This window comes from Bradyrhizobium denitrificans (genome assembly GCF_013179005.1).
Classification (GTDB): domain Bacteria; phylum Pseudomonadota; class Alphaproteobacteria; order Rhizobiales; family Xanthobacteraceae; genus Bradyrhizobium; species Bradyrhizobium denitrificans.
In genome coordinates this window covers 16501-41295 of record NZ_JABFDP010000033.1, presented here as the reverse complement: position 1 = coordinate 41295, position 24795 = coordinate 16501, and the positions used below count along the sequence as shown (strand labels likewise).

The 24795-nt window shown below is 66.1% G+C and carries 16 protein-coding genes; 5 read left to right on the top strand and 11 right to left on the bottom strand.

Going from position 1 to position 24795, the window contains the following annotated elements:
- Positions 1-249: 249 nt before the first annotated feature.
- On the top strand, positions 250-5874 hold the full coding sequence (locus HL671_RS30800) for an apolipoprotein A-IV repeat region-like domain-containing protein (RefSeq protein ID WP_012045473.1): 5625 nt from the start codon (positions 250-252) through the stop codon (positions 5872-5874).
- Positions 5875-6114: 240 nt separating this feature from the next.
- Here the strand turns inward: HL671_RS30800 and HL671_RS30795 are convergent, their stop codons facing one another.
- From HL671_RS30795 to HL671_RS30785, 3 genes are all read right to left on the bottom strand, one after another.
- Positions 6115-6993, bottom strand: coding sequence for an MlaD family protein (locus tag HL671_RS30795; RefSeq protein ID WP_012045474.1), 879 nt, complete (start codon positions 6991-6993; stop codon positions 6115-6117).
- A 125-nt stretch (positions 6994-7118) separates the two neighbouring features.
- Complete coding sequence (locus HL671_RS30790; RefSeq protein ID WP_012045475.1) at positions 7119-7913, bottom strand: ABC transporter ATP-binding protein; 795 nt, start codon at positions 7911-7913, stop codon at positions 7119-7121.
- Between the two features lies 1 nt (position 7914).
- Positions 7915-9048 (bottom strand): MlaE family ABC transporter permease, encoded by a 1134-nt coding sequence (locus HL671_RS30785; RefSeq protein ID WP_012045476.1) that lies wholly within the window; start codon positions 9046-9048, stop codon positions 7915-7917.
- Positions 9049-9206: 158 nt separating this feature from the next.
- Between HL671_RS30785 and dgcA the strand changes: the two genes are divergently transcribed.
- On the top strand, positions 9207-10202 hold the full coding sequence (gene dgcA, locus HL671_RS30780) for an N-acetyl-D-Glu racemase DgcA (RefSeq protein ID WP_012045477.1): 996 nt from the start codon (positions 9207-9209) through the stop codon (positions 10200-10202).
- Here the strand turns inward: dgcA and HL671_RS30775 are convergent.
- Positions 10172-11371: an MFS transporter gene (locus HL671_RS30775; protein WP_041750897.1), complete on the bottom strand. Its 1200-nt coding sequence runs from the start codon at positions 11369-11371 to the stop codon at positions 10172-10174. The genes dgcA and HL671_RS30775 overlap by 31 nt on opposite strands.
- Before the next feature lie 75 nt (positions 11372-11446).
- Between HL671_RS30775 and HL671_RS30770 the strand changes: the two genes are divergently transcribed.
- Positions 11447-13132, top strand: coding sequence for a hypothetical protein (locus HL671_RS30770; RefSeq protein ID WP_246579730.1), 1686 nt, complete (start codon positions 11447-11449; stop codon positions 13130-13132).
- 129 nt (positions 13133-13261) lie between these two features.
- Positions 13262-14992, top strand: coding sequence for a caspase family protein (locus tag HL671_RS30765; protein WP_172241606.1), 1731 nt, complete (start codon positions 13262-13264; stop codon positions 14990-14992).
- A 15-nt stretch (positions 14993-15007) separates the two neighbouring features.
- Here the strand turns inward: HL671_RS30765 and HL671_RS30760 are convergent, their stop codons facing one another.
- The 5 genes from HL671_RS30760 to HL671_RS30740 all read right to left on the bottom strand — a co-directional run bounded on the left by HL671_RS30760 (position 15008) and on the right by HL671_RS30740 (position 21040).
- The gene (locus tag HL671_RS30760) at positions 15008-15997 is read right to left on the bottom strand and encodes a threonine ammonia-lyase (protein ID WP_172241603.1); all 990 of its coding nucleotides are present in this window, start codon (positions 15995-15997) and stop codon (positions 15008-15010) included.
- A gap of 70 nt (positions 15998-16067) precedes the next feature.
- Positions 16068-16880, bottom strand: a complete 813-nt coding sequence (locus tag HL671_RS30755) for a UDP-2,3-diacylglucosamine diphosphatase (protein ID WP_012045482.1) — start codon at positions 16878-16880, stop codon at positions 16068-16070.
- A 190-nt stretch (positions 16881-17070) separates the two neighbouring features.
- Positions 17071-18489, bottom strand: coding sequence for a pyruvate kinase (gene pyk / locus HL671_RS30750; RefSeq protein ID WP_172241600.1), 1419 nt, complete (start codon positions 18487-18489; stop codon positions 17071-17073).
- A 156-nt stretch (positions 18490-18645) separates the two neighbouring features.
- Complete coding sequence (locus HL671_RS30745; RefSeq protein ID WP_012045484.1) at positions 18646-19719, bottom strand: tartrate dehydrogenase; 1074 nt, start codon at positions 19717-19719, stop codon at positions 18646-18648.
- A gap of 22 nt (positions 19720-19741) precedes the next feature.
- On the bottom strand, positions 19742-21040 hold the full coding sequence (locus HL671_RS30740; RefSeq protein WP_172241597.1) for an MFS transporter: 1299 nt from the start codon (positions 21038-21040) through the stop codon (positions 19742-19744).
- 125 nt (positions 21041-21165) lie between these two features.
- Between HL671_RS30740 and HL671_RS30735 the strand changes: the two genes are divergently transcribed.
- Complete coding sequence (locus HL671_RS30735) at positions 21166-22083, top strand: LysR family transcriptional regulator (RefSeq protein WP_012045486.1); 918 nt, start codon at positions 21166-21168, stop codon at positions 22081-22083.
- A gap of 113 nt (positions 22084-22196) precedes the next feature.
- Here the strand turns inward: HL671_RS30735 and glgX are convergent, their stop codons facing one another.
- Both glgX and HL671_RS30725 read right to left on the bottom strand, forming a co-directional pair.
- On the bottom strand, positions 22197-24434 hold the full coding sequence (glgX, locus tag HL671_RS30730) for a glycogen debranching protein GlgX (RefSeq protein ID WP_172241594.1): 2238 nt from the start codon (positions 24432-24434) through the stop codon (positions 22197-22199).
- 62 nt (positions 24435-24496) lie between these two features.
- Positions 24497-24772 (bottom strand): DUF3606 domain-containing protein, encoded by a 276-nt coding sequence (locus HL671_RS30725; protein WP_012045488.1) that lies wholly within the window; start codon positions 24770-24772, stop codon positions 24497-24499.
- Positions 24773-24795: the final 23 nt, after the last annotated feature.

Here is a 24795-nt window from a genome sequence, read left to right as displayed (position 1 = left end):
CGAGAATTCGCAGGACTTCTAAAGTGTTAACGACAGCTGCTGTTAACGATGATTAAGAATCTCTTAACCACGCCCATTTCTTTCAAATGGCGCAGCCAATAGGATGCTCCTTCGGATGGAATGGGCCACCTGGCGGAATTTGCCACCTCAGGTTGCCCTGTAGAGGGATGACGTCCGGTTTGAGCCATTCGAGGGGGCACTCGTGTGCGGCTCGCCGGATCGAAATTAAGACGAGGGCTCGGACTCAACATGGCGAACACCCCTAAAAAGGTCAAAGACCCGACTGAAGTTGCGCTGTCCGCCATTCAGGAGGCTTTGAACATCAGCGACACGTCCGCGCCCCTGGAACAGCAGGGTCCGGTCCAAGCTGACGGGGCCGCGTCGGGGAAGTCCGCCGGCGCCTCGTCCTATGATTCGTTCGACAACCGTCCGGGCGCCGACCGCGGGACGCTGGACGACATCGAACCACCGCCTTTGGCCGTGCGACGGCCGGCCAATGACGACCGCGAAACCATCGGCCAGCTTCTCCAGGCCATCCAGAAGGGCCGCCCGACGCGCAGCGTCTACACGCTGGCCACCGCGTTCGCCGGCATCTGGATCGTCGGCTGTGCCCTGATCACGATCGGCTTCCTGCCGTCGCTGCAGGCGCTGCTGGGACAGAGCGGCGGCGTGCTCGTGCTCGCCGGCCTCTCCGCGGTGTTCTTTGCGCCGGTGCTGCTGTTCTATTTCCTCGCCAGCCTCGCCTGGCGGGGCCAGGAGCTGCGCATGATCGCGCAGTCGATGGCGCAGGTTGCGATCCGCTTCTCGGAGCCGGAAGGGGCCGCCAGCGATTCGATCGTCACCGTCGGCCAGGCGATCCGCCGCGAGGTCGCCGCGATGGGCGACGGTGTCGAGCGCGCGATCGCGCGCGCCGGCGAATTGGAAACGCTGGTCGCCAACGAGGTCGCCGCGCTCGAGCGCGCCTATAGCGACAACGAGGTTCGCATCCGCGCCCTGCTCCAGGACATCGCCCATCAGCGCGACAATCTCGTCGGCCAGGCGGAACAGGTGCGCAGCGCCATCTCGGGCGTGCAGATCGACCTGCGCCACGACATCGCGCTGATCTCGGACGCGATCGCCTCGCGCGTCGACGAAGTCGCCAAGAGCATCACCGGCGCGCTGGAAGAACGCGGCGCCCACATCACGGCGGCCCTCGGCAATGCCGGCGACAACATGATCCTCGCGCTCGGCGAGCGCGGCGGCGATCTGTTGGACCGGCTCGAGGAGGCCAGCGCGGAAACCACCCGCGCCGTGCTCGACGCGTCCGAGCGGCTGACGACCAGCCTCAATTTCAAGACCGGCCACGTCCACGACGAGTTTGCCGACCTGTCCGACCGCGTCCACGAGATGCTCAACGAGCGCATCGACCGCATCACCAGCGAATTCGAGCAGCGCACGGCGGCCATCGTCGACGGCATTTCGGTGCGCACCGAACAGGTTCACGATTCGCTCAAGGCCTCCGGCGACTCGCTGCTGCTCGAGCTTGAGCTGCGCGGCGGCGACCTCGTCAGCAAGATCGATGAGGCGAGCCAGCGCCTGTCCAGCCAGATCCTGGCGAGCGGCGAGAAGGCGAGCGAATCCCTCGATGCCACCGTGAACACGCTGGTGGCAAAGGTGGTGAGCCAGACCGAGAGCACGCATGACACGCTCTCGACGCAGATCAGTGCCTTCGATGAGCTGGTGAAGAACCAGGGCACCGAGCTCGCAGAGCGCTTCGCGCGCGACAGCTCGACACTCGGCGCGCTGATCACCCGGCACATCACCGAATTCGACCGCACCGTGAAGACCTATGGCGGCGAGATCGTCGAGCGCATGGGCCAGCGCACCCAGGAGATCTCCGAGAATCTCAAGACCTATGTCGATACGTTCGATACAAGGCTGTCGACCAACAGCGGGGAGATCACGGCGACGCTGGACCAGCGGCTGAGCCAGTTCGAGACCAACCTGCAGACCAGCATCACCAGCTTCGATTCCTCGCTCGATTCGAAGATCAAGACCTTCGACGATACTGTCGGGGGACGCCTGAAGACGCTCGAGGAAAGCTTCGACAACCGCGCCACCTCGGTGACCGCAACGATCGAAGGACGCCTCGGCACCCTCTCCAACTCGCTGACCGACGGCGCGGCCCAGGTGCTGAGCGCGATCGACTCGCGGCTGACCGTGCTGACCACCTCGCTGACCGACGGCTCGGCCCAGGCGATCCAGTCGATCGATTCCCGCCTCAATGTTCTGACCTCATCGCTGGCCGACGGCACCGAGAAGGCGCTTGAAGCGATCGATGGGCGCATCGTCAGCCTGTCCAACATCATCGACGGCCGCAGCTCCGAACTGACCGAGACCGTCACCGCACGGTTCCAGGACATTCACCAGAGCATCGAGACCCGGGTCGGCTCGATCGCGCGGGACATCGACCAGCGCGTGTCGCAATTCGAGGACCTGCTGGGATCGCGCGTCGAGGCCGTGGCCGGCCGCATCGAAAGCAGCGGCCGCCAGGCGAGCGACGAACTGATGACCCGCGCGGAGCTGCTGTCCGCCAGCATCAGGTCGCATGTCGAGGACGCCGAGCGCGCTCTCACCGACCTGGTGGTCAACACGAGCGAGACGATCCAGACCGGCGCACGCAATGCGCAACAGGCCCTGCTCAACGTCTCGACGGATGTCGGTTCGCAGCTGAAGACGACCTCGACCGAGGTGGAGCGCGCCCTTGCCGGCGCCGGCAGCAACGCGGCCGATGCGATCCTGTCGAGCGCACGCGAGGCCCAGGCGACCCTGCTGACGGCCTCCGGCGAGACGGCGACCCAGATCAAGTCGCTGACGGCCGACGTCGAACGCACGCTGACCGCGGCGGGCTCAGCCACCGCAGCCTCGATCCTTGCCGGCGCGCGCGAAGTCCAGAGCACGCTGGTATCGGCCTCCTCGGACGCCGCCGACCACGTCAAATCGCTCGCGGCGGACGTGCAGCACTCGCTCACCGGCGTCGGAACCGCGACGGCCGAAGCCATCACCGCCGGCGCCCGCGAAGCCCAGTCCACCCTGCTCGCCGCCTCGCAGGAGGCCGCCACCCAGGTCAAGGCGCTCACCGTCGATGTGCAGCGCTCGCTCTCGATCGCGGGCACCACGACGGCCGAGACCATCACCAGCGGCGCGCGCGAAGCCCAGATGACGCTGATCAGCGCCTCTTCGGACGCAGCCAATCACGTCAAGTCGCTGGCGGCCGATGTCGAGCGGACGCTCGCTTCCGTCGGCACCAGCACCGCTGCGACGATCGTCGACAGCGCGCGCGACGTCCAGTCAAAGCTGGTAGCGGCCTCGACCGAGGCGGCCGATCACGTCAAGTCGCTGGCCATCGATGTCGAGCGGACGCTGGCGACGGTGGGCACCACCACGGCCACCGTGATCATCGACAGCGCCCGCGACGTCCAGTCCAAGCTGATCTCGGCCTCGACCGAGGCGGCGGAGCACGTCAAATCGCTCGCCGTCGACGTCGAGCGGACGCTGTCCTCGGTGGGCGCCGACACGGCCAGTTCGATCCTCAACAGCGCACGTCAGGCCCAGATGTCGCTGACGACAACCTCGGCCGACACGGCGGCGACCTTGGTCGGCAGCGCGCGCGAGGCGCAGACCATCCTGACCACGACCACGACCGAGACCGTTTCGGTGATCGTGAGCGGCGCCCGCGAGGCGCAGGACATGCTGACCGCGACCTCGACGGACACCGCCGGCCAGCTCAAGGCGATCTCCTCGGAGATCGAGCGCTCGATCAACAGCGTCGCGGCGAACACGACGGATGCGATCCAGAACAGTGCGTTGAACGCGCAGAGCGCGCTCGTCGCCGCCTCGAACGAGGTCTCCACGCGCGTGAAATCGACCTCGACCGAAATCGAGCGCTCGGTGCTCGCAGCCAGCAACTCGTTCGGCTCGGCGATGACCGGCAAGACCGACGAGATCGTCACCTATGTGCAGCAGCAGACCGAGCGTCTGTCGCAGATCCTCGATGGCAAGCGCGGCACCCTGGTCGAGACGCTGAGTTCGAAGACCAACCAGCTGACGATCGAGGTCGATCGCGTCACGGCGGACGCACTGAAGTCGATCGAGGCGCGCGGCCAGGCCTTCGCTCAGGCGGTCAGCGGCAACGGTTCGGACGTGGCCCGCAACATCACCTCGGCCGGCGAACTCGCGACCACGGCGATCACCAAGTCGCTGCGGGAGCTGGAGCAGGCTTCGCGCGCGGCGATCGAGCAGTCGCGCCAGGTCTCGGTCGCGGCCGTCACCGAAATGCAGGAAACCAGCAAGATCCTGCGCACCGATACCGTCGCTCTGTTCGAGCGTTTGCGCGAGGGCAACATCCTGCTTCAGGAAGTCCTCACCGGCGCCCACGACAACCTCAACTCGCTCGAACGGGCGCTGGTGACGCGCGTCGCCGACTTCGTCACCGCCATGAACGACGTGACCTCGCGGAACGGCACTGCGACGCAGAACCTCGAGGATCAGCTCAACGTCTTCAACGTGAAGACGACGCGGGCGCTGGAAGACCTCAACTCGCTGTCGAGCCAGTTCGACGCCCATGGCAAGGCCTTGATCGAGGCGGCCGCGGTGGTCGAACAGAGCAACCGCGATGCGACGGTCTCGATCTCGGAGCGCAAGTCGACGCTGGAATCGCTGATCACCACCATCGATCTGCGCACCGCGGACCTCGATCAGCGCCTGTCGCGCTTCACCTCCCTGCTCGACGAGTCGCTGGCCGCGGCCGAGGAGCGGGCGCGCGACATCGCGCGCGTGGTGGCCGAGACCGCCGGCGCCGGCTCGACCGCGATCAGCCGTCAGTTCGAAGCCATCCGCGCCAATGCGGAGGAGGAACGCCGCCTGACCACCTCCTCGATGCAGGAGATCTACCAGCAGAGCACGCAGGAAGCCGAAGCGATGTTCAAGCAGTCGGCGGAGAAGTTCGCCGCGCTGGTCTCGAGCATGAAGCAGATGACGGCCGAGATGCACCGCGAGCTCGAAGCGACCCGCGGCGAGCTTCGCCGCGGCGTGCTCGAAATGCCTCAGGAAGCGGCCGAGAGCACCGCGCAGATGCGCAAGGTGATCGTCGACCAGATCGAGGCGCTGGCGGAGCTGAACCGTATCGTCGCGCATCACGGCCGCGGCCTGGATGTCGTCAGCACGGCGCGCCCCGCTGCCGTCGCAGTCGCGCCCGCTGCCGTCGTCCGCCAGGAGGAGCCGATCGTGGCGGCAGCCGCCGTCGGCGCACGGCCCGAGATGCGGCTGCGCGAGTCGAGCTCGACCAGCGTCACCAACCTGCCGCCTCCGGATCTCGGCATGCAGCCGCCGGCGCCGCCTCCGCCGCCCCAGCCGCGCCGGGTCGAGGCGCCGCCGATGGGTCCGGTCGCCGATCAGGGGCGCGACAATTGGCTGTCCGACCTGCTCAACCGCGCCGACAACAGCACGGCCGGACAGACGGCGCCGCGCGGCCGCGGATCGGCGACGGCCCAGCCGGGCAATCCGCTGGAATCGCTGTCGCTCGACATTGCGCGGCTGATGGACCGCAATCTCGCAGCCGAGATGTGGGACCGCTATCAGCGCGGCGAGACCAAGGCGTTCTCCAAGCGCCTGTATACGCCGGCCGGTCAGAAGGCGTTCGACGAGGTCGCCCGCAAATATCGCGCCGACCGCACCTTCAAGCAGACGGTCGACCGCTACATCACCGAGTTCGAGCGGCTGCTCGATGACGTCGCGCGCGACGATCGCAATCCGCAGGCTCTGCGCGGCCAGCTGACCTCGGAGACGGGCCTCGTCTACACCCTGCTCGCCCACGCCGCCGGCCGGCTGGCGTGATCGGTGGGGCGAAGAGCGAGTAGCGAATGGGGCGAGTAGCGCGCCGCGCAACGACGACACACGGAGGCCGCAAGGCCTCCGTTTCGCTTTGAGGACTGCAATAGAATCGGCCCCGCCAGTCACGCCCTGCTTCAGCAGGACCGCGAGGTCACTAAGGGAGCCCGCCGGGAGCAATCAATCGAGGTCGGCGCGGCACGCCCCGTACGATTTGCGGCCACGAAGCCTGCTCTTCGCCGGGTCTCATCGCCTGCTGCTGGCCGGCGGCGCGGGCGCCGGTGCGGGCTGCGAGGCCTGGGCATTGCTCGGACTTGAATTGCTGGCGCCGAACAGGACGCGGGTCGGGTTGCGGTCGAAATTGTTCACGGCCCGGCTGATGTCGGACAAGGTCCGCCGCCCGTCAGCCATCAGCGCGCCGGAGCGCTTGTCGAAATCTTCGGCGAGTTCGCGGATCGACTTCACTGTCAGGAACAACTCGCCGCCATCCTTGCCGCCGGCCAGCGAATTGAGCCCGAGCATCAGCGTATCGGCCTTGCCCATGATGCCGTCGACCCGGCTCATGACGCCGTCGATGCGTTCGGAGTTGCGCGCCAGCGACTGGGTGAAGACCTCGAGGTTCTTGATCGAGTTCTTCACGGCATCCTGGTTGTCAGCCACCACCTTGTTGATGTTCTGCAGCGTGGCGCGGATCGCTTCGGTCACATCCTGTAGCCGGGTCGGGTCGGCGCGCAGCACCGGCACACCGTCTTCATCCAGGGGCGGCGGCGGTGCCGCCTCCTCCCCACCCTTGAGCGCGATCGCGGCGACTCCGGTCAGACCCTGGAACTCAAGCCCGACGAGCGTGTCCTTGCGGATGGGCGCATTGTTCTCAACCATCGCCAGCGCCACCACGCGGCGCGGATTGTCGAGCTTGACCGAGATCACCTCGCCGACCCGGATACCGTTGAAATTGACACTGCCGCCATTGCGCAGGCCGGCGGCCGGGCCTTCGAACACCACCCGCAAGGGACTGCGCTGCTTGGTCGTATGCAGGCTCTGGAACCAGAGGACGAACCCGACCGCCGCAGCGATCACCGCCAGCGTGAATGAACCGATCAGGACGTAATTCGCCCGCGTTTCCATTATCAACTCCGGTACCGGCATGGCGGCGACGATCATGTCCCGCGCTGCCGTGCCTTTCGGTCGGCGCCGGGTTCGGCACCTGCCCCATCTGTTTTGTCGCGGGAGTCGCCACTCCCGCTCACAAATTAACGAACCGCAGTCGCGGCACTCTCCCCCACCACCGCGCGGGCGCGCTTGCCGTGAAAATACTGCCGGAGCCATGGATGCTCCGAGGCCTGCATGTCAGCCATCGATCCCGCGGCAATGATCTTGCCGTTGCCCAGCACGGCGATGCGGTCGCAGGCCGTGTAGAGGCTGTCGAGATCATGCGTTACCATGAAAACGGTCAGTCCCAAAGTGCGCTGCAGAGTGCGTACCAGTTCGTCGAAATCGCCGGCGCCGATCGGGTCGAGCCCCGAGGTCGGCTCATCGAGGAACACGAGTTCCGGATCGAGCGCCAAGGCGCGCGCCAGCGCCACGCGCTTGATCATGCCTCCGGACAGCTCACTCGGGAAACGATCAGCAACATCGGGCCGTAATCCGACCATCACCAGCTTGGCGACCATGATCTCGTCCAGCAGGCGCTGCGAGACCCTGAGATACTCCCGCACCGGAAACTGGATGTTCTGCCGCACCGTCAACGAGGAGAACAATGCGCCCTGCTGAAACAGCACGCCCCAGCGCCGCTCGACGGCGCGGCGGCTGGCGCGGTCCGCGGCATCGAGATCGACGCCGAACACCTCGATGCGCCCCGCCAGCTTCGGCACCAGGCCGATGATGGTGCGGGTCAGCACCGACTTGCCCGCCCCCGATGGACCGACGAAGCCGAGGATCTCACCGCGCTTGACGTCGAGATCGAGCTCGTCGAGCACGCGCGTCGCGCCGAACTGCACGGTGACGCCGCGGACGCGGATGATCGGATCTGTCACGTCCTGCGTCATGTTACATCCCGACCGTCGCAAAGAAGATCGCGAACACGCCGTCCATCACGATGACGAAGAAGATTCCCTTGACCACCGAGGACGTGGTGTGGCGCCCCAAGGACTCCGCACTGCCCTGCACCGCGAGCCCCTCGACGCAGGCAACGATCCCGATCACCGCCGCCATCACCGGCGCCTTGAGCAGGCCCACGGTGAAATGGTCGATCGAGATCGCTTCGCGCAGGCGCAGCAGGAACGCCTCGGGATCGACGCCGCCATAGAACCACGCCACCAGCCCGCCGCCATAGAGCGCAGCGATGTCGCCCAGGAAGGACAGGATCGGCAGCGCGATCACCAGCGCCAGCATGCGCGGCAGGATCAGCACCTCGATCGGATCGAAGCCCATGGTCCTGAGCGCATCGATCTCCTCGCGCATCTTCATCGAGCCGAGTTCGGCCGTATAGGCGCTGCCCGACCGGCCCGCGATCATGATCGCGACCAGCAACACCCCGATCTCGCGCAGCACCAGCACGCCGAGCATGTCGACAACGAAGATGTCGGCGCCGAACCTGCGGAAATGAAAGATGCCCTGTTGGGCGATGATGCAGCCGATCAAGAAGGTGATGAGCACAATGATTGGAACAGCGCGCCAGCACACCTGCTCGAGATGATGGATCGTCGAGGTCAGGCGGAAGCTGCGCGGATGGATGAACACCCGGCCGCTGGCGACGATCACGGCGCCGAGCATGTCGATCAGGGCGGCCACTGTGCCGAAGATGCCGGCGACGCTGCGGCCAATCTGGCCGAGCATGCCGGTGATGGTCACCGCCGTCGCATCGCCGTCGGGCGCGGCGCTGACGCGGCGGACCTCGTCGACCAGACTGGCATAGTTCGCCGACAGGCCATCGATCCTGGCCTCGGCGGTTCCCGTCGTGAAGCTGCGGCGCAGCCGCTCGATCAGCCAGGCGCCGAACGTATCGAGCCTGGAGACCTCCGACACATCGATGGACACATCGATCTTCTTGCCGGCGAGCTTCTCCGCATCGGCGACGAGCCGCTCGAGCGACGGCGCAAACGGCGCGGTCCAGGCGCCCGTCGCGCGCAGCGACAGTGCACTGCCCTCGCCACTGCGTTGCAGATCAGGGTCGCCCGTCACGACGACCATCCTCGGAGCCCAGGACGTTCGCTCCTTGACGAGAGAAATCCCACCGCGTCGCCACCACCTTGCCGGAGACCCCCATCAACAGCCATAGTCGCTCCGCTCGCGCAAGTCCCCAGCGCCTCATCCCGGTTCACAAATCGCCAGATTTCCAGATGACTTCCAACGGTTTCCCAATACTGGACGCACGTCTCGGCCACTGGCCGATCGCCGGCAGCTTCACGATCAGCCGCGGCGCCAAGACCGAAGCCGTCACCATCATGGCCGAGGTCCGGCTCGGCGCGCTCACAGGCCGTGGCGAATGCGTGCCCTATCCGCGTTATGGCGAGACGCCCGAGACATCGTTGAGCGCCCTGCTGGCCATGCGCGACGCCGTCAGTTCCGGCCTCGATCGCAACGCGTTGCAGTCGGCGATGCCACCCGGCGCCGCACGCAACGCGCTCGATTGCGCGCTGCTTGATCTCGAGGCCAAGCGCAGCGGCCGGCGAATCTGGGACTTGCTTGGACGTCCAGCGCCCGAGCCTTGCGTGACGGCCTACACGATCTCGCTTGGCGCCCCCGAGGTCATGGCCAAGGCGGCGGCCAAGGCCGCGCACCGCCCGCTGCTGAAGATCAAGCTCGGCGGAGATGGTGATCCAGCGCGGATCGCCGCGGTTCGTGCGGCGGCACCGCAATCGCAACTGATCGTCGACGCCAACGAGTCCTGGAACGAGGCGAACCTGGAGGCCAATCTCGCCGCCTGCGTCGCCGCCGGCGTCACGCTGGTCGAGCAGCCGCTGCCGGCGGGACGAGACGATGCCCTGGCCCAGATGACGCGCCCGCTCACGATCTGCGCCGACGAGAGTGTTCATGCGAGCGGTTCGCTCGAAGCGTTGCGCGGTCGCTACGACGCCGTCAATATCAAGCTGGACAAGACCGGCGGCTTGACCGAGGCGCTCGCAATGGCCGATGCGGCGCGTGCGCTGGGCTTTGACATCATGGTCGGATGCATGGTCGCCACGTCGCTGTCGATGGCCCCGGCCATGCTGCTGACCCCGCTCGCGCGCTTTGTCGATCTGGATGGGCCGCTGCTGTTGGCCGAGGATTGCGAGCACGGGCTGTACTATCAGGACAGCCTCGTCTACCCGCCCGATGCAGCGCTGTGGGGCTGATGCGCCAGGCGATGCCGCGCGACCCAGACCAGAAGGCCGCCGGATCCGGCCATCGCCGCCATAAGGAAATAGACGCCGGGCCCGTATTGCGCATAGACCGGCCCCGACACCATTGAAGCGGCCGAGCCGACGATGCCGCTGGCAGCTGCGTAATAGCCCTGGCCGCGGGCGGTCACGTGCGCCGGCACCTGGCGGATCAGCAGCCCCATGGTCCCGACCAGGGTCAGTCCGAAGGTGAAGCCGTGGCTGAGCTGGACCGCGGTGAGCCCGATGGCGTGCGGCTCCATGGCGGTGAGCGTCCAGCGCAGCACGGCCGCGACAGCACCGATCATCACCAGGCTTGCAGGCGCCAGCGTGAAGCGTGACGACAGAGCAAACACCACGATCTCAGCGAGCACGCCCATGGTCCAAAGCCAGGCGATCATGAGCCCGCTGAGCCCCTGTGCTTTCCATTCGATCGCGGAGAACGTGTAATAGGCCGCGTGGCTGCCCTGGATCAGGGCCGACGCGATGATGATGCACAGGAAGGCGGGATCGCTCAGCAGATGCCGTCCCTCCCGCGCCGGGCCACTGCCGCGCGGCAACGGCGGCAGCCGCTCGAGCAGCAGGCCGCTCGCGACCCCGACCAGCGCCATCGAGACGATGATCCAAATCAGGTCCGGCGCCGCAACAACGTCAGCCAGCGCGCCGCAGAGCAGCGTTCCAACGATGAAAGCGACGGAGCCCCACAGCCGCAGCCGTCCATAGTTCAAGCCGTAGCTCATCACGCCGCACAGCGCATACGCATCGGTCAGCGGAACGACCGGTGTCCATAGGCTGCAGGTAGCCACATAGACCAGGAAGACCAGCCAGGGATCGTGCTGAAAGCCGAGCATCGCAAAGCCTGACGCCGTTGCGAAAGTGGTCAGCCGCATGGCGCCGCGCAGCGCCTGGCGGCGCTCGGACAATGTGGTGATCAATGGCAGGACGGTGAACCGGGTCAGCGCGGGGACGGCGATGACGATGCCGATCCAGGCGGCATCCAGCCCGATCGCCCGTAGCCACACGGGAAAAAACGGCAGGTGCGTGCCCGACAACGCAAACACCGCGCCGTAAAACAGTCCCAGGCGGCCGGCGAATCGCCGCGCCACGGCCGGCGATGTGGTGGAGATTTGTCGGGATAGTGGCATCAATTCAATTGCGATTCGGTCAATATCATGGTGATCGTTATGCCAACGCGCAGCAATTTGCGCGATGGGTTTGCCATGGTCGATGAAGTCTTCGCCCTCTCGCCTATCTCCGCCCGCGCGGCACAGCCGAACGAGGCCGACTACGAGGCGATCCGGGACGCCTTCATGGAGACCTCGCGCGGCCGCTGGTTCCTCGGCGAGTACGCCAAGCGCAACCGCAATGCCGACACCAGCATGGTGCTCGACGCGGTCGCACGCATCGAACATGCCCTGGCCTCGCAACGTCAGCAGCAGCAGGAGTTCGAACGCACCGACGACAAAGCGCTGCCGGAAGCGCTGGCCGCGATCCGCGCGGCGGTTGAGGATGCCGCGCTTGCGGCTGCGTCGGCGGTCGACAGCCTGGCTCTTGAGCAGAACCTCGCGCCCGTGCGCAAGGGAACCCGCATCATCAAGGAGATCTCCTGGCGTTGGCGCGAGATCGGCGCGGACTCGCGAATCTGCGATCTGATCGATTCGCAGGTGACGTCGATCGAGGCGGCCTGCGAGCAGCTCGCCAGCACCGACCCGAAGGTTGCGTTGATGGCAGCCTTCGAGATCATCAAGTCCCGCCTCGCGGAGCTGGATCGCGGCGACGGGCCGATCACGCCTGGGAGCGATGAGAGCGCATCCCCCCAGACGGATGCGGCCCGGACACCTGAGACGGCCGCGGCAACGGCGACCGCCGACATGGCAGCAGCGCCTCCAACCGAGGAGGCCGCCCAGCCGGCCACGCAGCCGGAGGCCGCGCAGAAGGTCCAGGCCGCCATGTCCCAGCTCGTCGCGGCCGTCGCCGCGATCGAACAGGCCGACAACCCGCCCACAGCGTCCGGTGCCATGCCGGCCGCCCCTGCCGATCCGGCCCCGGCGCCCGCATCGAACGACAGCGATGTCGCACAGCGCGAGGCTGCCAAGACGATCCCGGCGCTCGAGCCTGAGTTGGAGCAGATCGCGGAGCCGGTGCCCGCTGAAGCTCTCGACGAGGCCGCGGCAGCCGAGGCGCAGGATCAGGCCATCCTGGAACTGGTCGCCGCCGAGATGGGTGCGCCCGATCCGTTCGAGGACGAGGAGTTCAGCCGCGCGCGGACTTTGGGCTTTGACATCGAGGAACCCACCGCAATCGATGACGACATCGTCGCAAGCTTCAGCGAACCAGCCGCATTGACGCCTGCTCCGCTGACGCCTGCTCCAATGACTGATGCGCCGGTGACACCTGCCCCGACGACGCAAGCCCCGATGACGCCGGCGCCCTTGGCAGCGGCCCCCTTGATGGCGGCTGCTTTGGCGCCCGAGCCCATAGCGCTGGAACCCATGGCGCCGGAGCCCGCGCCTGCACCGGCGAAGCTCGCCGCAGCGAGGCCTCTTGTCGAATCGCCAGCTCCGGCCGTTGCGCCGATGCCGGCGCCGAGCACGCCAGCGGCTCGTGTCGGACCGTCGACCCTCGAAGTATCAGTCGCGGTCGACACGGAAATCAGCGTCGAAGTCGTCCCGGCCGCGCAGCGCACGCCCGTGCCGCAGCCTTCAAATGCCGCGCTCGACCGGGAAGCGCTCGCGACACTCGTCAGCTCCACCGCCCAGGCAATGCCCAAGCCGGCCTATGAACCCTCGCTGGGCTCGACCCTGCTGTCGAACGGCCTGCTGCAGCGCCAACAACCGTCCGGCAACGATCCGCTGACGCCGATCCGCCGCATGAGCCAGCCGGAGAAGATCGCGTTCTTCTCCTGAGATCCGCCCGGCTGTCATGGGCCGGGGCAGATCCGCCGATATCCGCTGGGTGACATCGGTCACGTACGTCTCCGTTCGAGCCACGTAGCGTGCTTCTCGCGCCATTTCGCGCTGCTTGAGGAGAACGCCGTGTCCGCTCCGCTGTCCCGCTTTCGCTTGCCGGGTTGGAACTCCCTGCTCGTCATCGGGCTGGTGAGCCTGATCGCCTGCTTCGGCCCGAGCTTGGCTCGCGCCGCCAATGACATCGACAGCCTGCAAACGCCGCCGCGTGCCTTGGCCACCGCCACGCCGGGGACAGCTGACACCACAAAGCTGGACACCGGCCAAGCGGTCGAACCGCGCGTCGCCCTCGTGATCGGCAATGCGAACTATCAAAATGCACCGCCACTTGCGAATCCCGACAACGACGCCCATGCGGTCGCCAGGCTGTTGCACTCGGCCGGCTTCGAGGTCATCACCGCAACCGACCTGACGCAGAGCGAGATGCTGAAGGTCGTGCAGGATTTTTCAAGCCGCGTCTCCGCGCATGGACCGAACGCGGTGGCCATGGTGTACTATGCCGGCCACGGCATTCAGCTTGCGGGCGAGAACTATCTGATTCCGATCGATGCCCGCATCTCCGCGCCCTCCGATCTGACGACGAGCACGATCCGACTGGTCGATCTCATGGCCACGCTCGATGCCATTCCGAGCCGCATGCGGATCGTGGTGCTCGATGCCTGCCGCAACAACCCGTTCCCGACCGTCAGCGATGCCGGGCGCGGACTCGCCATCGTCGATGCGCCCAACGGCTCGATCGTCGGCTACTCCACCTCGCCCGGGGAAGAGGCGCTCGACGGACGTGGCGAGCACAGCCCCTATACGCAGGCCTTCCTGAATCTGGCACGACAGCCGAACCTGCCGATCGAGCAGTTGTTCAAGCGCATTCGTCTGCAAGTGAACCAGGTGACCGATGGGCGGCAGACGCCGTGGGAGAGTTCGTCGCTCACCAGCGATTTCACATTCTTTGGCGACACGCTGGTCGCCGCGGCGCGTCCGGCCGACAACGCGCCGGTGGTCCAGATGGCAGCCAACCTGCCTAGCCGGTCCGTGCGGCAGGCCTACGACTACGTCCTATCCGAGAACCGCCCGCAATATTATCGCGAGTTCATCGAGATGTATCCGCGCGATCCGCTTGCCGACCGCATCCGCGCCCTGCTCACCGGCCTTGTGCAAGCCGCAGCGTGGCACCGGACGGTGCTCGCTAATTCACCCGAGGCCTACAAGAGCTTCAGCGAGACCTATGCCGACAGTCCGTATGCGCCGGTCGCGCTGCGGCTGCAGGCTCAGCCGCGTCCGATCCCGGTGCTGCAGCCGAGCCGCCTGATGATGCCGCCGCAGATGGGGCCGGTGACGCGTCCCTTCAACCCTGGCGCTCAGATGCAGGCGCGTCCCGGCCCGTTGCCGCAATTGCCGAACAACAATCCGCCGGCCAATACTCTGCCGCCGCGCCCGACGCTGCCGCCCACCGTCATCACCAACGGCAAGCCCATCGCCACCCCCGCCGCCGGCAAGATCGTCGACCCACGGCCGGTCGGTCCGAGCAAGATCGGCGACAAGACCATGCCGACACCGATCCCGCCTGCGGTTGCGAAGATCCAGCGCGACCCGCTGAAGCGCGCGCCCGGCCGTCCGTTCGACAGCCGCGACGTCCGGCATCCCTTCCCTGGCAATTCCGGGCCATTCAAGCCGGGCTTCACCGCGCAACGTCCCGCGCTGGCACGCGGTCCGATGCGAGGCCCCAGCACGCCGCAGTTCGCACAGACCGGACCGCGTCCAGGTGGTGGAGGATTGGCGCGGGGTGGCCTCAGCTTCCGCTGAGACCATCATCCATCCTCAAGCGATCAGACGGGCGTAGAGATCGGCATCGACATTGCCGCCTGACAAGACGATCACCACCGTCTTGCCGGCGACGTCGAGCCGGCCGGCCAGCAGCGCCGCGAGCCCGACCGAACCGCCGGGCTCGACGACGAGCTTCAATTCACGGAAGGCGAAACCGACCGCGCGCCCGACCTCCTCATCGGAGGCCTCGACCGCCGCCGACAACAGCCGGCTGTTGATGGCGAAGGTGATCTCGCCGGGGATCGCCGCCATCAACGCATCGCAGATCGTGCGCCCCTTGGCCTCATGCGCCTCGCGGTGGCCCGCCCGCAGCGAGCGGGCATGGTCGTCGAAGCCCTTGGGTTCGGCCACGATCATCTGCGTCTCTGGAAAGCGTGCCTTCACCGCCGTCGACACACCGGCGAGCAATCCGCCGCCAGAGGCCGGCACGATCACCACGTCGGGCGACAGGCCGAGCCCAGCGAGATCCTCGGCGATCTCGCGACCCACCGTGCCCTGCCCGGCAATGACGTAGGGATCGTCATAGGGCGGCACCATTGTCGAGCCGCACTTGCCGGCGATGTCACGGGCGATCGCCTCGCGATCGTCGCGGTCGCGGTCGTACAGCACCACGTCGGCGCCGAACGCCTTGGTGCGCTGGCGCTTGGCCACCGGAGCATCCGACGGCATCACGATCGTCGCGTGCATGCCGAGCAGCGTCGCGGCATGAGCGACGCCCTGCGCATGATTGCCGGAGGAGAATGCGACGACGCCGTTGGCACGCTCTGCCTGCGGGATCGACGCCAGCTTGTTGTAGGCGCCGCGGAACTTGAAGGAGCCGGTCCGCTGCAGCACCTCAGGCTTGACGAAGACATTCGCCTGGAACTGCGCGCTGAGCACAGGGGCCGGCAGCAGCGGCGTCCGCACCGCCACGGGCGCCAGCGTGGCCGCCGCGGCATCGATGTCGGCAGCGGTCACGGGCAGGATCGGGGAATGGGCTGTCATCCCCCATTTTACCGCGCCCCATCGCCGGGAGGCAAGGGAAGGCTCAGATCAAGGGAAGGCTCAGATCGTCTCAGGCGGCGCGGGCCGTCAGTTGTGGAACCGGGGCTGCCTGCTTCAACGGATCGGTCCAGGTCAGAATCTCGAAGCTGCCATCCTCGTGCTCGACAAGCGCCGTGCAACTCTCGACCCAGTCGCCGCAATTCATGTAGCGGATCCCGTCCTGGTCGCGGATCACGGCACAGTGGATATGACCGCAGATCACGCCATCGGCGCCGTGCCGCCGCGCCTCGGCCGCCAGCGCGGTCTCGAACGCGCCGATATAGTTCACGGCGTTCTTGACCTTCTGCTTGGCCCATTGCGACAGCGACCAATAGGGCACGCCGAACATGCGACGGAAGAAGTTCACCAGACGGTTCATCTGGATCGCGAAGTCGTAGGCCTTGTCGCCGAGATGGGCGAGCCAGCGGGCGTTCTGGACCACGAGATCGAAGATGTCGCCGTGAATGACGAGGTAGCGCTTCCCATCCTTGCCGGTGTGCACGATGTTCTCGACGACATCGATGCCACCGAAATGGGTGCCGTAATAGCCGCGCAGGAACTCGTCGTGATTGCCAGGCACATAGACGATCTTCGCCCCCTTGCGCGCCTTGCGCAGCATCTTCTGGACGAGATCGTTGTGTGACTGTGGCCAGTGCCAGCTCGATTTCAGCGCCCAGCCGTCAATGATGTCGCCGACCAGATAGATGGTGTCGGCGTCGTGATGGCGCAGGAAATCGACGAGCAGATTGGCCTGCGATCCGCGGGCTCCGAGATGAACATCGGAGATGAAGAGCGTACGAAAGCGCCGGGTCGGGCTTTCTTCACCAGCAGTCTCAAGTCCCATGCGCGCCCACCTAACAGTCCCTGATGACACTGCGATGACGACCGGCCGCATCACAGAGCTGACCCTTTCGGACTGCTGCTGACGCCGCTCGTATGACGACTCGCGATGTCCTCGTCACATTCCCGCGATACCAGCGGGGTGCGACAAACAGGCGACAGGCGGCCCGCACGCACGGGATTTTCGCTGCCTCCTATCTGGGCACGGTCACGACACGCAGATTGTTGGTGGTGCCAGCCTGTGCGAACGGGATGCCGGCGACGACAACCAGCAGGTCGCCAGCCTGGGCGAACTCTTCCTGGACCGCGAAGAACGTCGCGCGCTCAACCATCTCCTCGTAGCTCTGCACGTCCTGCGACAGGACGCTGTGCGCGCCCCACAGCAGGCACATGCGGCGCGACGTATCCTCGTTCGGCGTGATCGCGAGAATCGGCAGGCTCGGCCGCTTGCGCGCGACGCGTGACGCCGAGGTGCCGCTCGACGTGTAGGCCACGATGGCCTTGGCATGGATCGCCGAGGCGAGATCGGCCGCGGCCGTCGCGACGGCGTGCGGCGGCGTCTGCTCCTCGCCCGGCTGCGTCGCCTCGACGATCGAGCGATACATCTTGTGACCTTCGGTCGCCTTGATGATGCTGTCCATCATCGCCACCGCCTCGCGCGGATATTGGCCGCTGGCCGATTCCGCCGACAGCATCACCGCATCGGCCCCGTCATAGATCGCAGTCGCCACGTCGGACACTTCGGCGCGCGTCGGCGTCGGCGTCGCCACCATCGAATCCAGCATCTGCGTCGCGACGATCACCGGCTTCACCGCCAGCCGGCAGGCGCGCACCAGCTCCTTCTGCTTGCCCGGCACGTCCTCATTGGGAATCTCGACACCGAGATCGCCGCGCGCGACCATGATCGCGTCGGACAGCTGGATGATGTCATCGATGCGGTCGAGCGCCGCCGGCTTCTCAATCTTGGACATGATTCCGGCGCGGCCGTTGATCAGGCCCCTCGCCTCCAGCACGTCCGACGGCTTCTGGACGAACGACAGCGCCACCCAGTCGACGCCGAGTTCGAGGCCGAAAGCGAGATCGGAACGATCCTTCGGTGTCAGCGGCGACAGTTCGAGGATGGTGCCAGGCAGATTGATGCCCTTGTGGTTGGAGATCGTCCCGCTGACGATCACCTTGGCCTCGATCCAGTCGTCGCCGAGGCCGGTGACGCGTACACGCACGCGGCCATCATCGATCAGAAGATCGTGACCGGGCGCGACCGCCGCAAAGATCTCCGGATGCGGCAACGGAATCGAGGTCTTGTCGCCCTCGGTGCCGTTCAATACGAAGCGGATGGTCTCGCCGGATTCAACCTGGATCTTCTTGTCGCGCAGGGTGCCGACACGAATCTTCGGCCCCTGCAGATCCATCAGAATGCCGATCGGCCGCTGCACGTCCTTCTCCAGCGCGCGGATCGCGGCGTGTACCTTGGCGTGGTCGGCCTGCGTGCCATGGCTGAAATTGAGACGGAAAGTGTCCACACCGGCGAGGAACAGCGCCTTCAGCATCTCCGGAGAATTGCTGGCGGGACCAACTGTTGCGACGATCTTGGCTCGACGGTGACGACGCATGATGTGTCCTTTCTCCCCCGCTTCATTTGTCGCGTCTGTATGACGTGCATGTGATTGGCATGCGCGGACGCAGCGGAAGCGCTGATATACGCCCCGCAGCGTCCATTGCAAGCGCAACCCCGAACACGCCGAGATTGTACGGGAGACCGGCTCGCCTCAGACGTTGGAGCCGTGAATCGCGTCGATGACAGCGTCGGTCACCTCCTTGGTGGTCGCCTTGCCGCCCACATCGGGCGTCAGAATGCCGGCCGCACACACTTTCTCGACCGCCGCCATCAGCCGTGTCGCGGCCTCCTTCTCGCCGAGATGTTCGAGCATCTGTGCGCCGGTCCAGAATGTCGCAACGGGATTGGCGATGCCCTTGCCGGTGATGTCGAAGGCCGAGCCATGGATCGGCTCGAACATCGACGGGAAGCGGCGCTCCGGATCGATGTTGCCGGTCGGCGCCACGCCGAGGCTGCCGGCGAGCGCGCCGGCCAGATCCGACAAAATGTCGGCGTGCAGGTTGGTCGCAACGATGGTGTCGAGGCTCTTCGGCTGCAGGGTCATACGCACGGTCATCGCATCGACCAGCATCTTGTCCCAGGTCACGTCGGGGAATTCGCGCGCCACTTCGGCGGCGATCTCGTCCCACATCACCATGCCGTGGCGCTGCGCGTTCGACTTGGTGACGACGGTGAGGAACTTGCGCGGCCGCGACTGCGCGAGCTTGAAGGCAAAGCGCATGATGCGGGTGACGCCGATGCGCGTGAAGACGGCGACCTCGGTGCCCACCTCCTCCGGCAGACCGCGATGCGCACGTCCGCCCATGCCGGCATATTCGCCTTCGGAGTTCTCGCGCACGATCACCCAGTCGAGATCGCCGACGCCGACATTGCGCAGCGGCGAAGAAACGCCGGGCAGGATCTTGGTCGGGCGCACATTTGCATATTGATCGAAGCCCTGGCAGATCGGCAGCCGCAGGCCCCACAGCGTGATGTGATCGGGCACGTCAGGCGCGCCGACCGCGCCGAAATAGATCGCGTCGAATTTCTTCAGCTCGGCGAGGCCGTCGGCCGGCATCATCACGCCGTTCTTCTTGTAGTAGTCCGAGCCCCAATCGAAGGTCTTGACGTTGAAGCTGATGTCGCCCGAGCGCTTGGCGAGCGCCTCCAGGACTCGGACGCCGGCCGAGATCACTTCGGGGCCGATGCCGTCGGCGGGAATGGCGGCGATGGAATGAGTGCGCATGACAAGAGGCTCCGTATGAGGGTCAGGACTGCGTGGCCGCTTGCTCGGCCTTCGCGCTTTGTGATCGCGCCAGCAACAGGGTCAGCACTGCCGATACCACCAGCAGGCCGGCGACGAAATAGAGGCCGCCGTTGAAGCTGCCGGTCTGGTCCTTGATCCATCCGATCATGGCCGGACCGACAAAACCGCCGAGATTGCCGATCGAATTGATGGTGGCGATGCCGGCCGCGGCAGCCGAACCGGACAGGAACATGGTCGGCATGCTCCACAGCGGCGGCTTCGACGATGAGATGCCGACATTGACCAAAGTGAGCGCTGCGAGCACCGCGGCGACGCTGGTCGACAGTCCGGCCAACCAGAGGCCGACGGCCGCGACGACGCAGGCCAGCACGACATGCCAGGTGCGCTCGGCGGTGCGGTCGGAATGCCGCGCCCACAGGATCATGACGACGACCGCGATGGTCGGCGGCACGGCATTGAGGAAGCCGACCGCAAATGACGACAGGCCGAACTGCTTGATGATCTGCGGCGCCCAGACGCCGAGCGTGTAGAGGCCGGCAGAGGTGCCGAAATAGACCAACGCCAAGGCCAGCACACGGATGTCGGCGAGGCCACGCCAGATGCTGTGGCTCGCGGTCGCGGCCTTGCTCGCGAGTTCCGCATTCATCGTGCGCACCAGCCAGTCGCGCTCGTCGTCGGCAAGCCAGCGGGCCTGCTCCGGGCGGTCCGTCATGTAGCCGAGCACGACGAAGCCGAGCAACACTGCCGGCAGCGCCTCGATCAGAAACAGCCACTGCCAGCCTTTGAAGCCGAGAATGCCGTCCATTTCCAACAGCGCACCCGAGACCGGCGATCCAAGCACCGTCGACAGCGGCGCGGCCGCCATGAACAGCGCGGTGACGGCGGCGCGCTGCCGCGCCGGAAACCAGTAGGAGAGATAGAGGATGATGCCGGGGAAGAATCCAGCCTCGGCGGCGCCGAGCAGGAAGCGCAGCACGTAGAAGCTCATCGGGCCCTGCACGAACGCCATCGCGCCGGAGACGAGGCCCCAGGTGATCATGACCCGCGCGATCCAGATCCGTGCGCCGAACTTGTCGAGCGCGAGGTTGGAGGGAACCTCGAACAGGAAATAGCCCCAGAAGAAGATGCCAGCGCCGAAGCCGTAGGCGGAGGCCGACAGACCGATATCCTTGTTCATGGTCAGCGCCGCGAAACCGACATTCACGCGGTCGATAAAGGCCACGAAGTAAAGCAGCATGATGAAAGGAACGATGCGCAACGTGATCTTGCGCAGCACGCGCGTCTCCAGCTCTCCGGCCATCGTCACCTCCCTCGTCCCATCTTGTCGTTGATCGAGGGACCGTAGGCGGTAAAAGGGACTGGCTTCAATGTCGGCGGCATTATACAAAAAAATGATATAATCGTCGTTGCCCGGGATCGCTGCTGATGGAATTGCACCAACTCCGCTGCTTCATCGCTGCTGCCGAGGAGCTGCATTTCGGCAAGGCCGCGCAGCGGCTGCAGATGCTGCCCTCGGCGCTCGGACGCCAGATCAAGCTGCTGGAGGAGGATCTGGCGACGCCGCTGTTCGCGCGCACGACGCGGGCGGTATCGCTGACCGAACACGGCACGATGCTGTTGCGCGACGCCCGCAGCATTCTGGCGAAGGTCGAGGCGGTCGAGACCTCCTTCCGCCGCCGCGCCCGCAGCACCAAGGCACCAAGGCTGCGGGTCGGCGCCATCGACAGCGCCGCCGCCGGATTGTTGCCGCAGCTGCTGCATGATTTCCGCGAGGCCCATCCGGACATCGCGGTGCAGCTGATGGAGGAGAAGACCATCCGGCTGCTGCCCAAGATCCTCTCGGGTGCTCTCGATTTGGCCTTCGTGCGGCCGCCCGAACGCACCGACCCCCGGCTGGAATTCCGTGCTCTGCTCAGCGAGAGCGCCGTTGTAGCGCTGCCGCAGCGGCACCGGCTGGCCGGGCGCGCCTCGGTCTCGCTCGCCGACATCGCCGACCAGCCGCTGATCGTCCCGGACCGGAGATCGCGCCCGCATAGCCACGACCTCACAATGAAGCTGTTCGCCCAGGCCGGGCTGTCGCCCGACGTGGCGCAATTCGCCGACGAGAAGCAGACCATCGTGCATCTCGTCGCGGCCCGGCTCGGCATCGCCATCGTGCCGCGCTGGACCTCGCGGCTCGCGGTGTCGGGCGTGCGCTTCGTGCCGCTGCGGCTGCAGCGCGGCGGCACCGCGGGACGACTGCCGCTGGCCGCGGCATGGCTGCGCGGCTCGCGCGATCCGGCGCGCGAGGCCATGCTCGGCGTGCTGGACGCGCGGCTTGCGAAATACGCGCGGGGGGCGTGAAGCACGCCGGACAGCGGCCGCCGGCTGATGCCGCGACAGCTCGGCCTCATGGCTCGGACGGCCGCAAGCGTCTGGCCTCCACGTCCTTTAACCGCGATCTCCCGCGAAGACCCCTACCCCGGCAGCGGCGCCTCCGCGATGTCGAGCAGGGCACCGAGGCCGTGGCGCAGACTGCGCATCGGCTGCTGCTCGGACGACAGGCCGAGCGCCAGCATCGACCGTCCCGTGACCGCATAGACATGGCCGAAGGGAAACGACTGGAGCTGCGCATCAGGCTGGTTGGTGTCGATCAGCGCCAGCCAATTGTGTCCTTCGGGCACCGCGGGCAGCGTGAAGTTCACCACGTCGAAATGCGCATTGTAGATCAAAAGCAGCGTCGCGTCCGAGCCGCGGCGCTTGACACCGGTCTCCTGGGCGCGGCCGTCGAGCAGCATGCCGAAGCAGCGCGCGTTGTCGTCGGTCCACTGCTCGGTCGTCATCTCCTCGCCTGAGGGAGCGAGCCAGGTCACGTCCTTGACGCCGAGGTCCTCATTGTGCGAGCCGACCAGGAAACGGCTGCGGTAGAGAATCGGAAACGCCTTGCGCATCGCGATCAGCTTGCGTGTGAACTCGCGCAGAGCCCGCCCCTGCGGCGCAATGCCCATCCAGTCGAGCCAGGTGGTCTCGTTGTCCTGCGCATAGGCGTTGTTGCTGCCGCCCTGCGAGTGGCCGAACTCGTCGCCGGCGAGCAGCATCGGCGTACCGTGCGACAGCAGCATCGTGGCGAGCAGGTTGCGCTTCTGCCGCTCGCGCAAGCCGATGATCTCGGGATCGTCCGTCGGTCCCTCGACGCCGCAGTTCCAGGAATGGTTGTTGCTGTGGCCGTCGCGATTGTCCTCGCCGTTCGCCTCATTGTGCTTGTCGTTGTAGGAGACGAGGTCGTTGAGATTGAAGCCGTCATGGGCGGTGATGAAGTTCACGCTCGCCCAGGGCCGACGGCCGCGCTTGTTGAAGAGGTCGCCCGAGCCGGAGATGCGCTTCGCGAAATCGGCGAGCGTGCCGCCGTCCCCCTTCCAGAACGCCCGCGCAGTGTCGCGAAACTTGTCGTTCCACTCCGCCCAGCCCGGCGGAAACTGCCCCACCTGGTAGCCACCGGGACCGATGTCCCAGGGCTCGGCGATCAGCTTGACACTCGACAGCACCGGGTCCTGGCGGCAGGCGTCCAGGAAGCTGCCGCCCTCGTCGAAGCCATAGGGCTCGCGTGCCAGGATGGTAGCGAGGTCGAAGCGAAAACCGTCGACCCGCATCTCCGTCGCCCAATAGCGCAGCGAATCCGCCACCAGCTGCAGCACGCGCTGGTGCGACAGGTTCACCGTGTTGCCGGTGCCGGTGTCGTTGATGTAGTAGCGCTTCTGCTCCGGCATCAGCCGGTAGTAGCTGGCGTTGTCGATGCCCTTGAAAGACAAGGTCGGACCGAGCTCGTTGCCTTCGGCGGTGTGGTTATAGACCACGTCGAGGATCACCTCGATGCCGTTGGCGTGGAACTGGTTGACCATGGTCTTGAATTCGGTCGCGAACGGCGTCTTCAAATAGCGCGGTTCCGGCGCGAAGAAACCGATCGAATTATAGCCCCAATAATTGCGCAGCCCCTTCTCGATCAGATAGCTGTCGTCGATGAAGGCATGGATCGGCAGCAGCTCGGCCGAGGTGATGCCGAGCGAGCGCAAATAGGCTGGAATGTCATGATGCGCGAGGCCGGCGAAGGTGCCGCGGTCGGCCTCCGGCACCAGCGGATGCAGCTTGGTAAAGCCCTTGACGTGCATCTCATAGAAGATGGTCCGCTCCCACGGAATCTCCGGCTTGCGCGAGGTGCCCCAAGTGAAGGCCGGATCGATCACCCGGCATTTCAGCATCAGGGGCGCGCTGTCGCGATCATCGAAGGAGAGATCCTTGTCGGCATGGTCGAGCTGGTAGCCGAACAGCTCGGGACCCCAGCGCAGATTGCCGATCAGCTGCTTGGCATAGGGATCGATCACCAGCTTGTTGGGATTGAAGCGGTGGCCGGCATCCGGCTCATAGGGTCCATGCACGCGATAGCCATAGACCGTCCCCGGGCGCGCCGTCGGCAGATAGCCGTGCCAGACCTCGTCGGTGTATTCGGGCAGCTCGATGCGCTCGAGCTCCGTGTCGCCGGTCTCATCGAACAGACAGAGCTCGACCTTGGTCGCGTGCGCGGAAAAGATCGCAAAGTTGACGCCGAGACCGTCCCAAGTGGCGCCCAGCGGAAACGGCCGCCCTTCGCTGATCTTGGCCTTGCGGAGGTTGAGTGCTGCCCGCGTCAACGCGTCACCCCGATCGGTGCGCTGATCCATCGTCTGCCCCTTGTTTAAAGCCCGAATGCGGATGTCAGGTGTTGATTAGGACTTTCCGGCTGTCAGGTGGCCGGCGGCGTGTCGTCCGGCATGATGACTTCCGCCTTCGTCTCGGTCACGGTCACCGAGGCGATCACCGCGCCGGCCGGCGCTGCCAGCTTCGCGGCGCGCTGCTGCGTGACCTCTTTGTTGATCGCGGTGATGGAATTGCCGATGCGGCCGACCATCTCAGCCAGCTCGGCGGGCGACATCTTGAGCCGCTTGGTCACAACGCGGACCTGGGCCTCGTCGGTCATGTCGAGCTTGTTGCGGGTCGGCTTGATCTTGGCGCGGCGCATGGGAGTCCTCCTGCATGCCATCT

Coding starts and splice junctions, on each gene's coding strand:
- HL671_RS30725 (WP_012045488.1), bottom strand. CDS start 24,772: ATGCGCCGCGCCAAGATCAAGCCGACCCGCAACAAGCTCGACATGACC.
- HL671_RS30800 (WP_012045473.1), top strand. CDS start 250: ATGGCGAACACCCCTAAAAAGGTCAAAGACCCGACTGAAGTTGCGCTG.
- dgcA (WP_012045477.1), top strand. CDS start 9,207: ATGACTTCCAACGGTTTCCCAATACTGGACGCACGTCTCGGCCACTGG.
- HL671_RS30755 (WP_012045482.1), bottom strand. CDS start 16,880: ATGGGACTTGAGACTGCTGGTGAAGAAAGCCCGACCCGGCGCTTTCGT.
- HL671_RS30795 (WP_012045474.1), bottom strand. CDS start 6,993: ATGGAAACGCGGGCGAATTACGTCCTGATCGGTTCATTCACGCTGGCG.
- HL671_RS30735 (WP_012045486.1), top strand. CDS start 21,166: ATGGAATTGCACCAACTCCGCTGCTTCATCGCTGCTGCCGAGGAGCTG.
- glgX (WP_172241594.1), bottom strand. CDS start 24,434: ATGGATCAGCGCACCGATCGGGGTGACGCGTTGACGCGGGCAGCACTC.
- HL671_RS30770 (WP_246579730.1), top strand. CDS start 11,447: ATGGTCGATGAAGTCTTCGCCCTCTCGCCTATCTCCGCCCGCGCGGCA.
- pyk (WP_172241600.1), bottom strand. CDS start 18,489: ATGCGTCGTCACCGTCGAGCCAAGATCGTCGCAACAGTTGGTCCCGCC.
- HL671_RS30745 (WP_012045484.1), bottom strand. CDS start 19,719: ATGCGCACTCATTCCATCGCCGCCATTCCCGCCGACGGCATCGGCCCC.
- HL671_RS30760 (WP_172241603.1), bottom strand. CDS start 15,997: ATGACAGCCCATTCCCCGATCCTGCCCGTGACCGCTGCCGACATCGAT.
- HL671_RS30790 (WP_012045475.1), bottom strand. CDS start 7,913: ATGACGCAGGACGTGACAGATCCGATCATCCGCGTCCGCGGCGTCACC.
- HL671_RS30740 (WP_172241597.1), bottom strand. CDS start 21,040: ATGGCCGGAGAGCTGGAGACGCGCGTGCTGCGCAAGATCACGTTGCGC.
- HL671_RS30775 (WP_041750897.1), bottom strand. CDS start 11,371: ATGCCACTATCCCGACAAATCTCCACCACATCGCCGGCCGTGGCGCGG.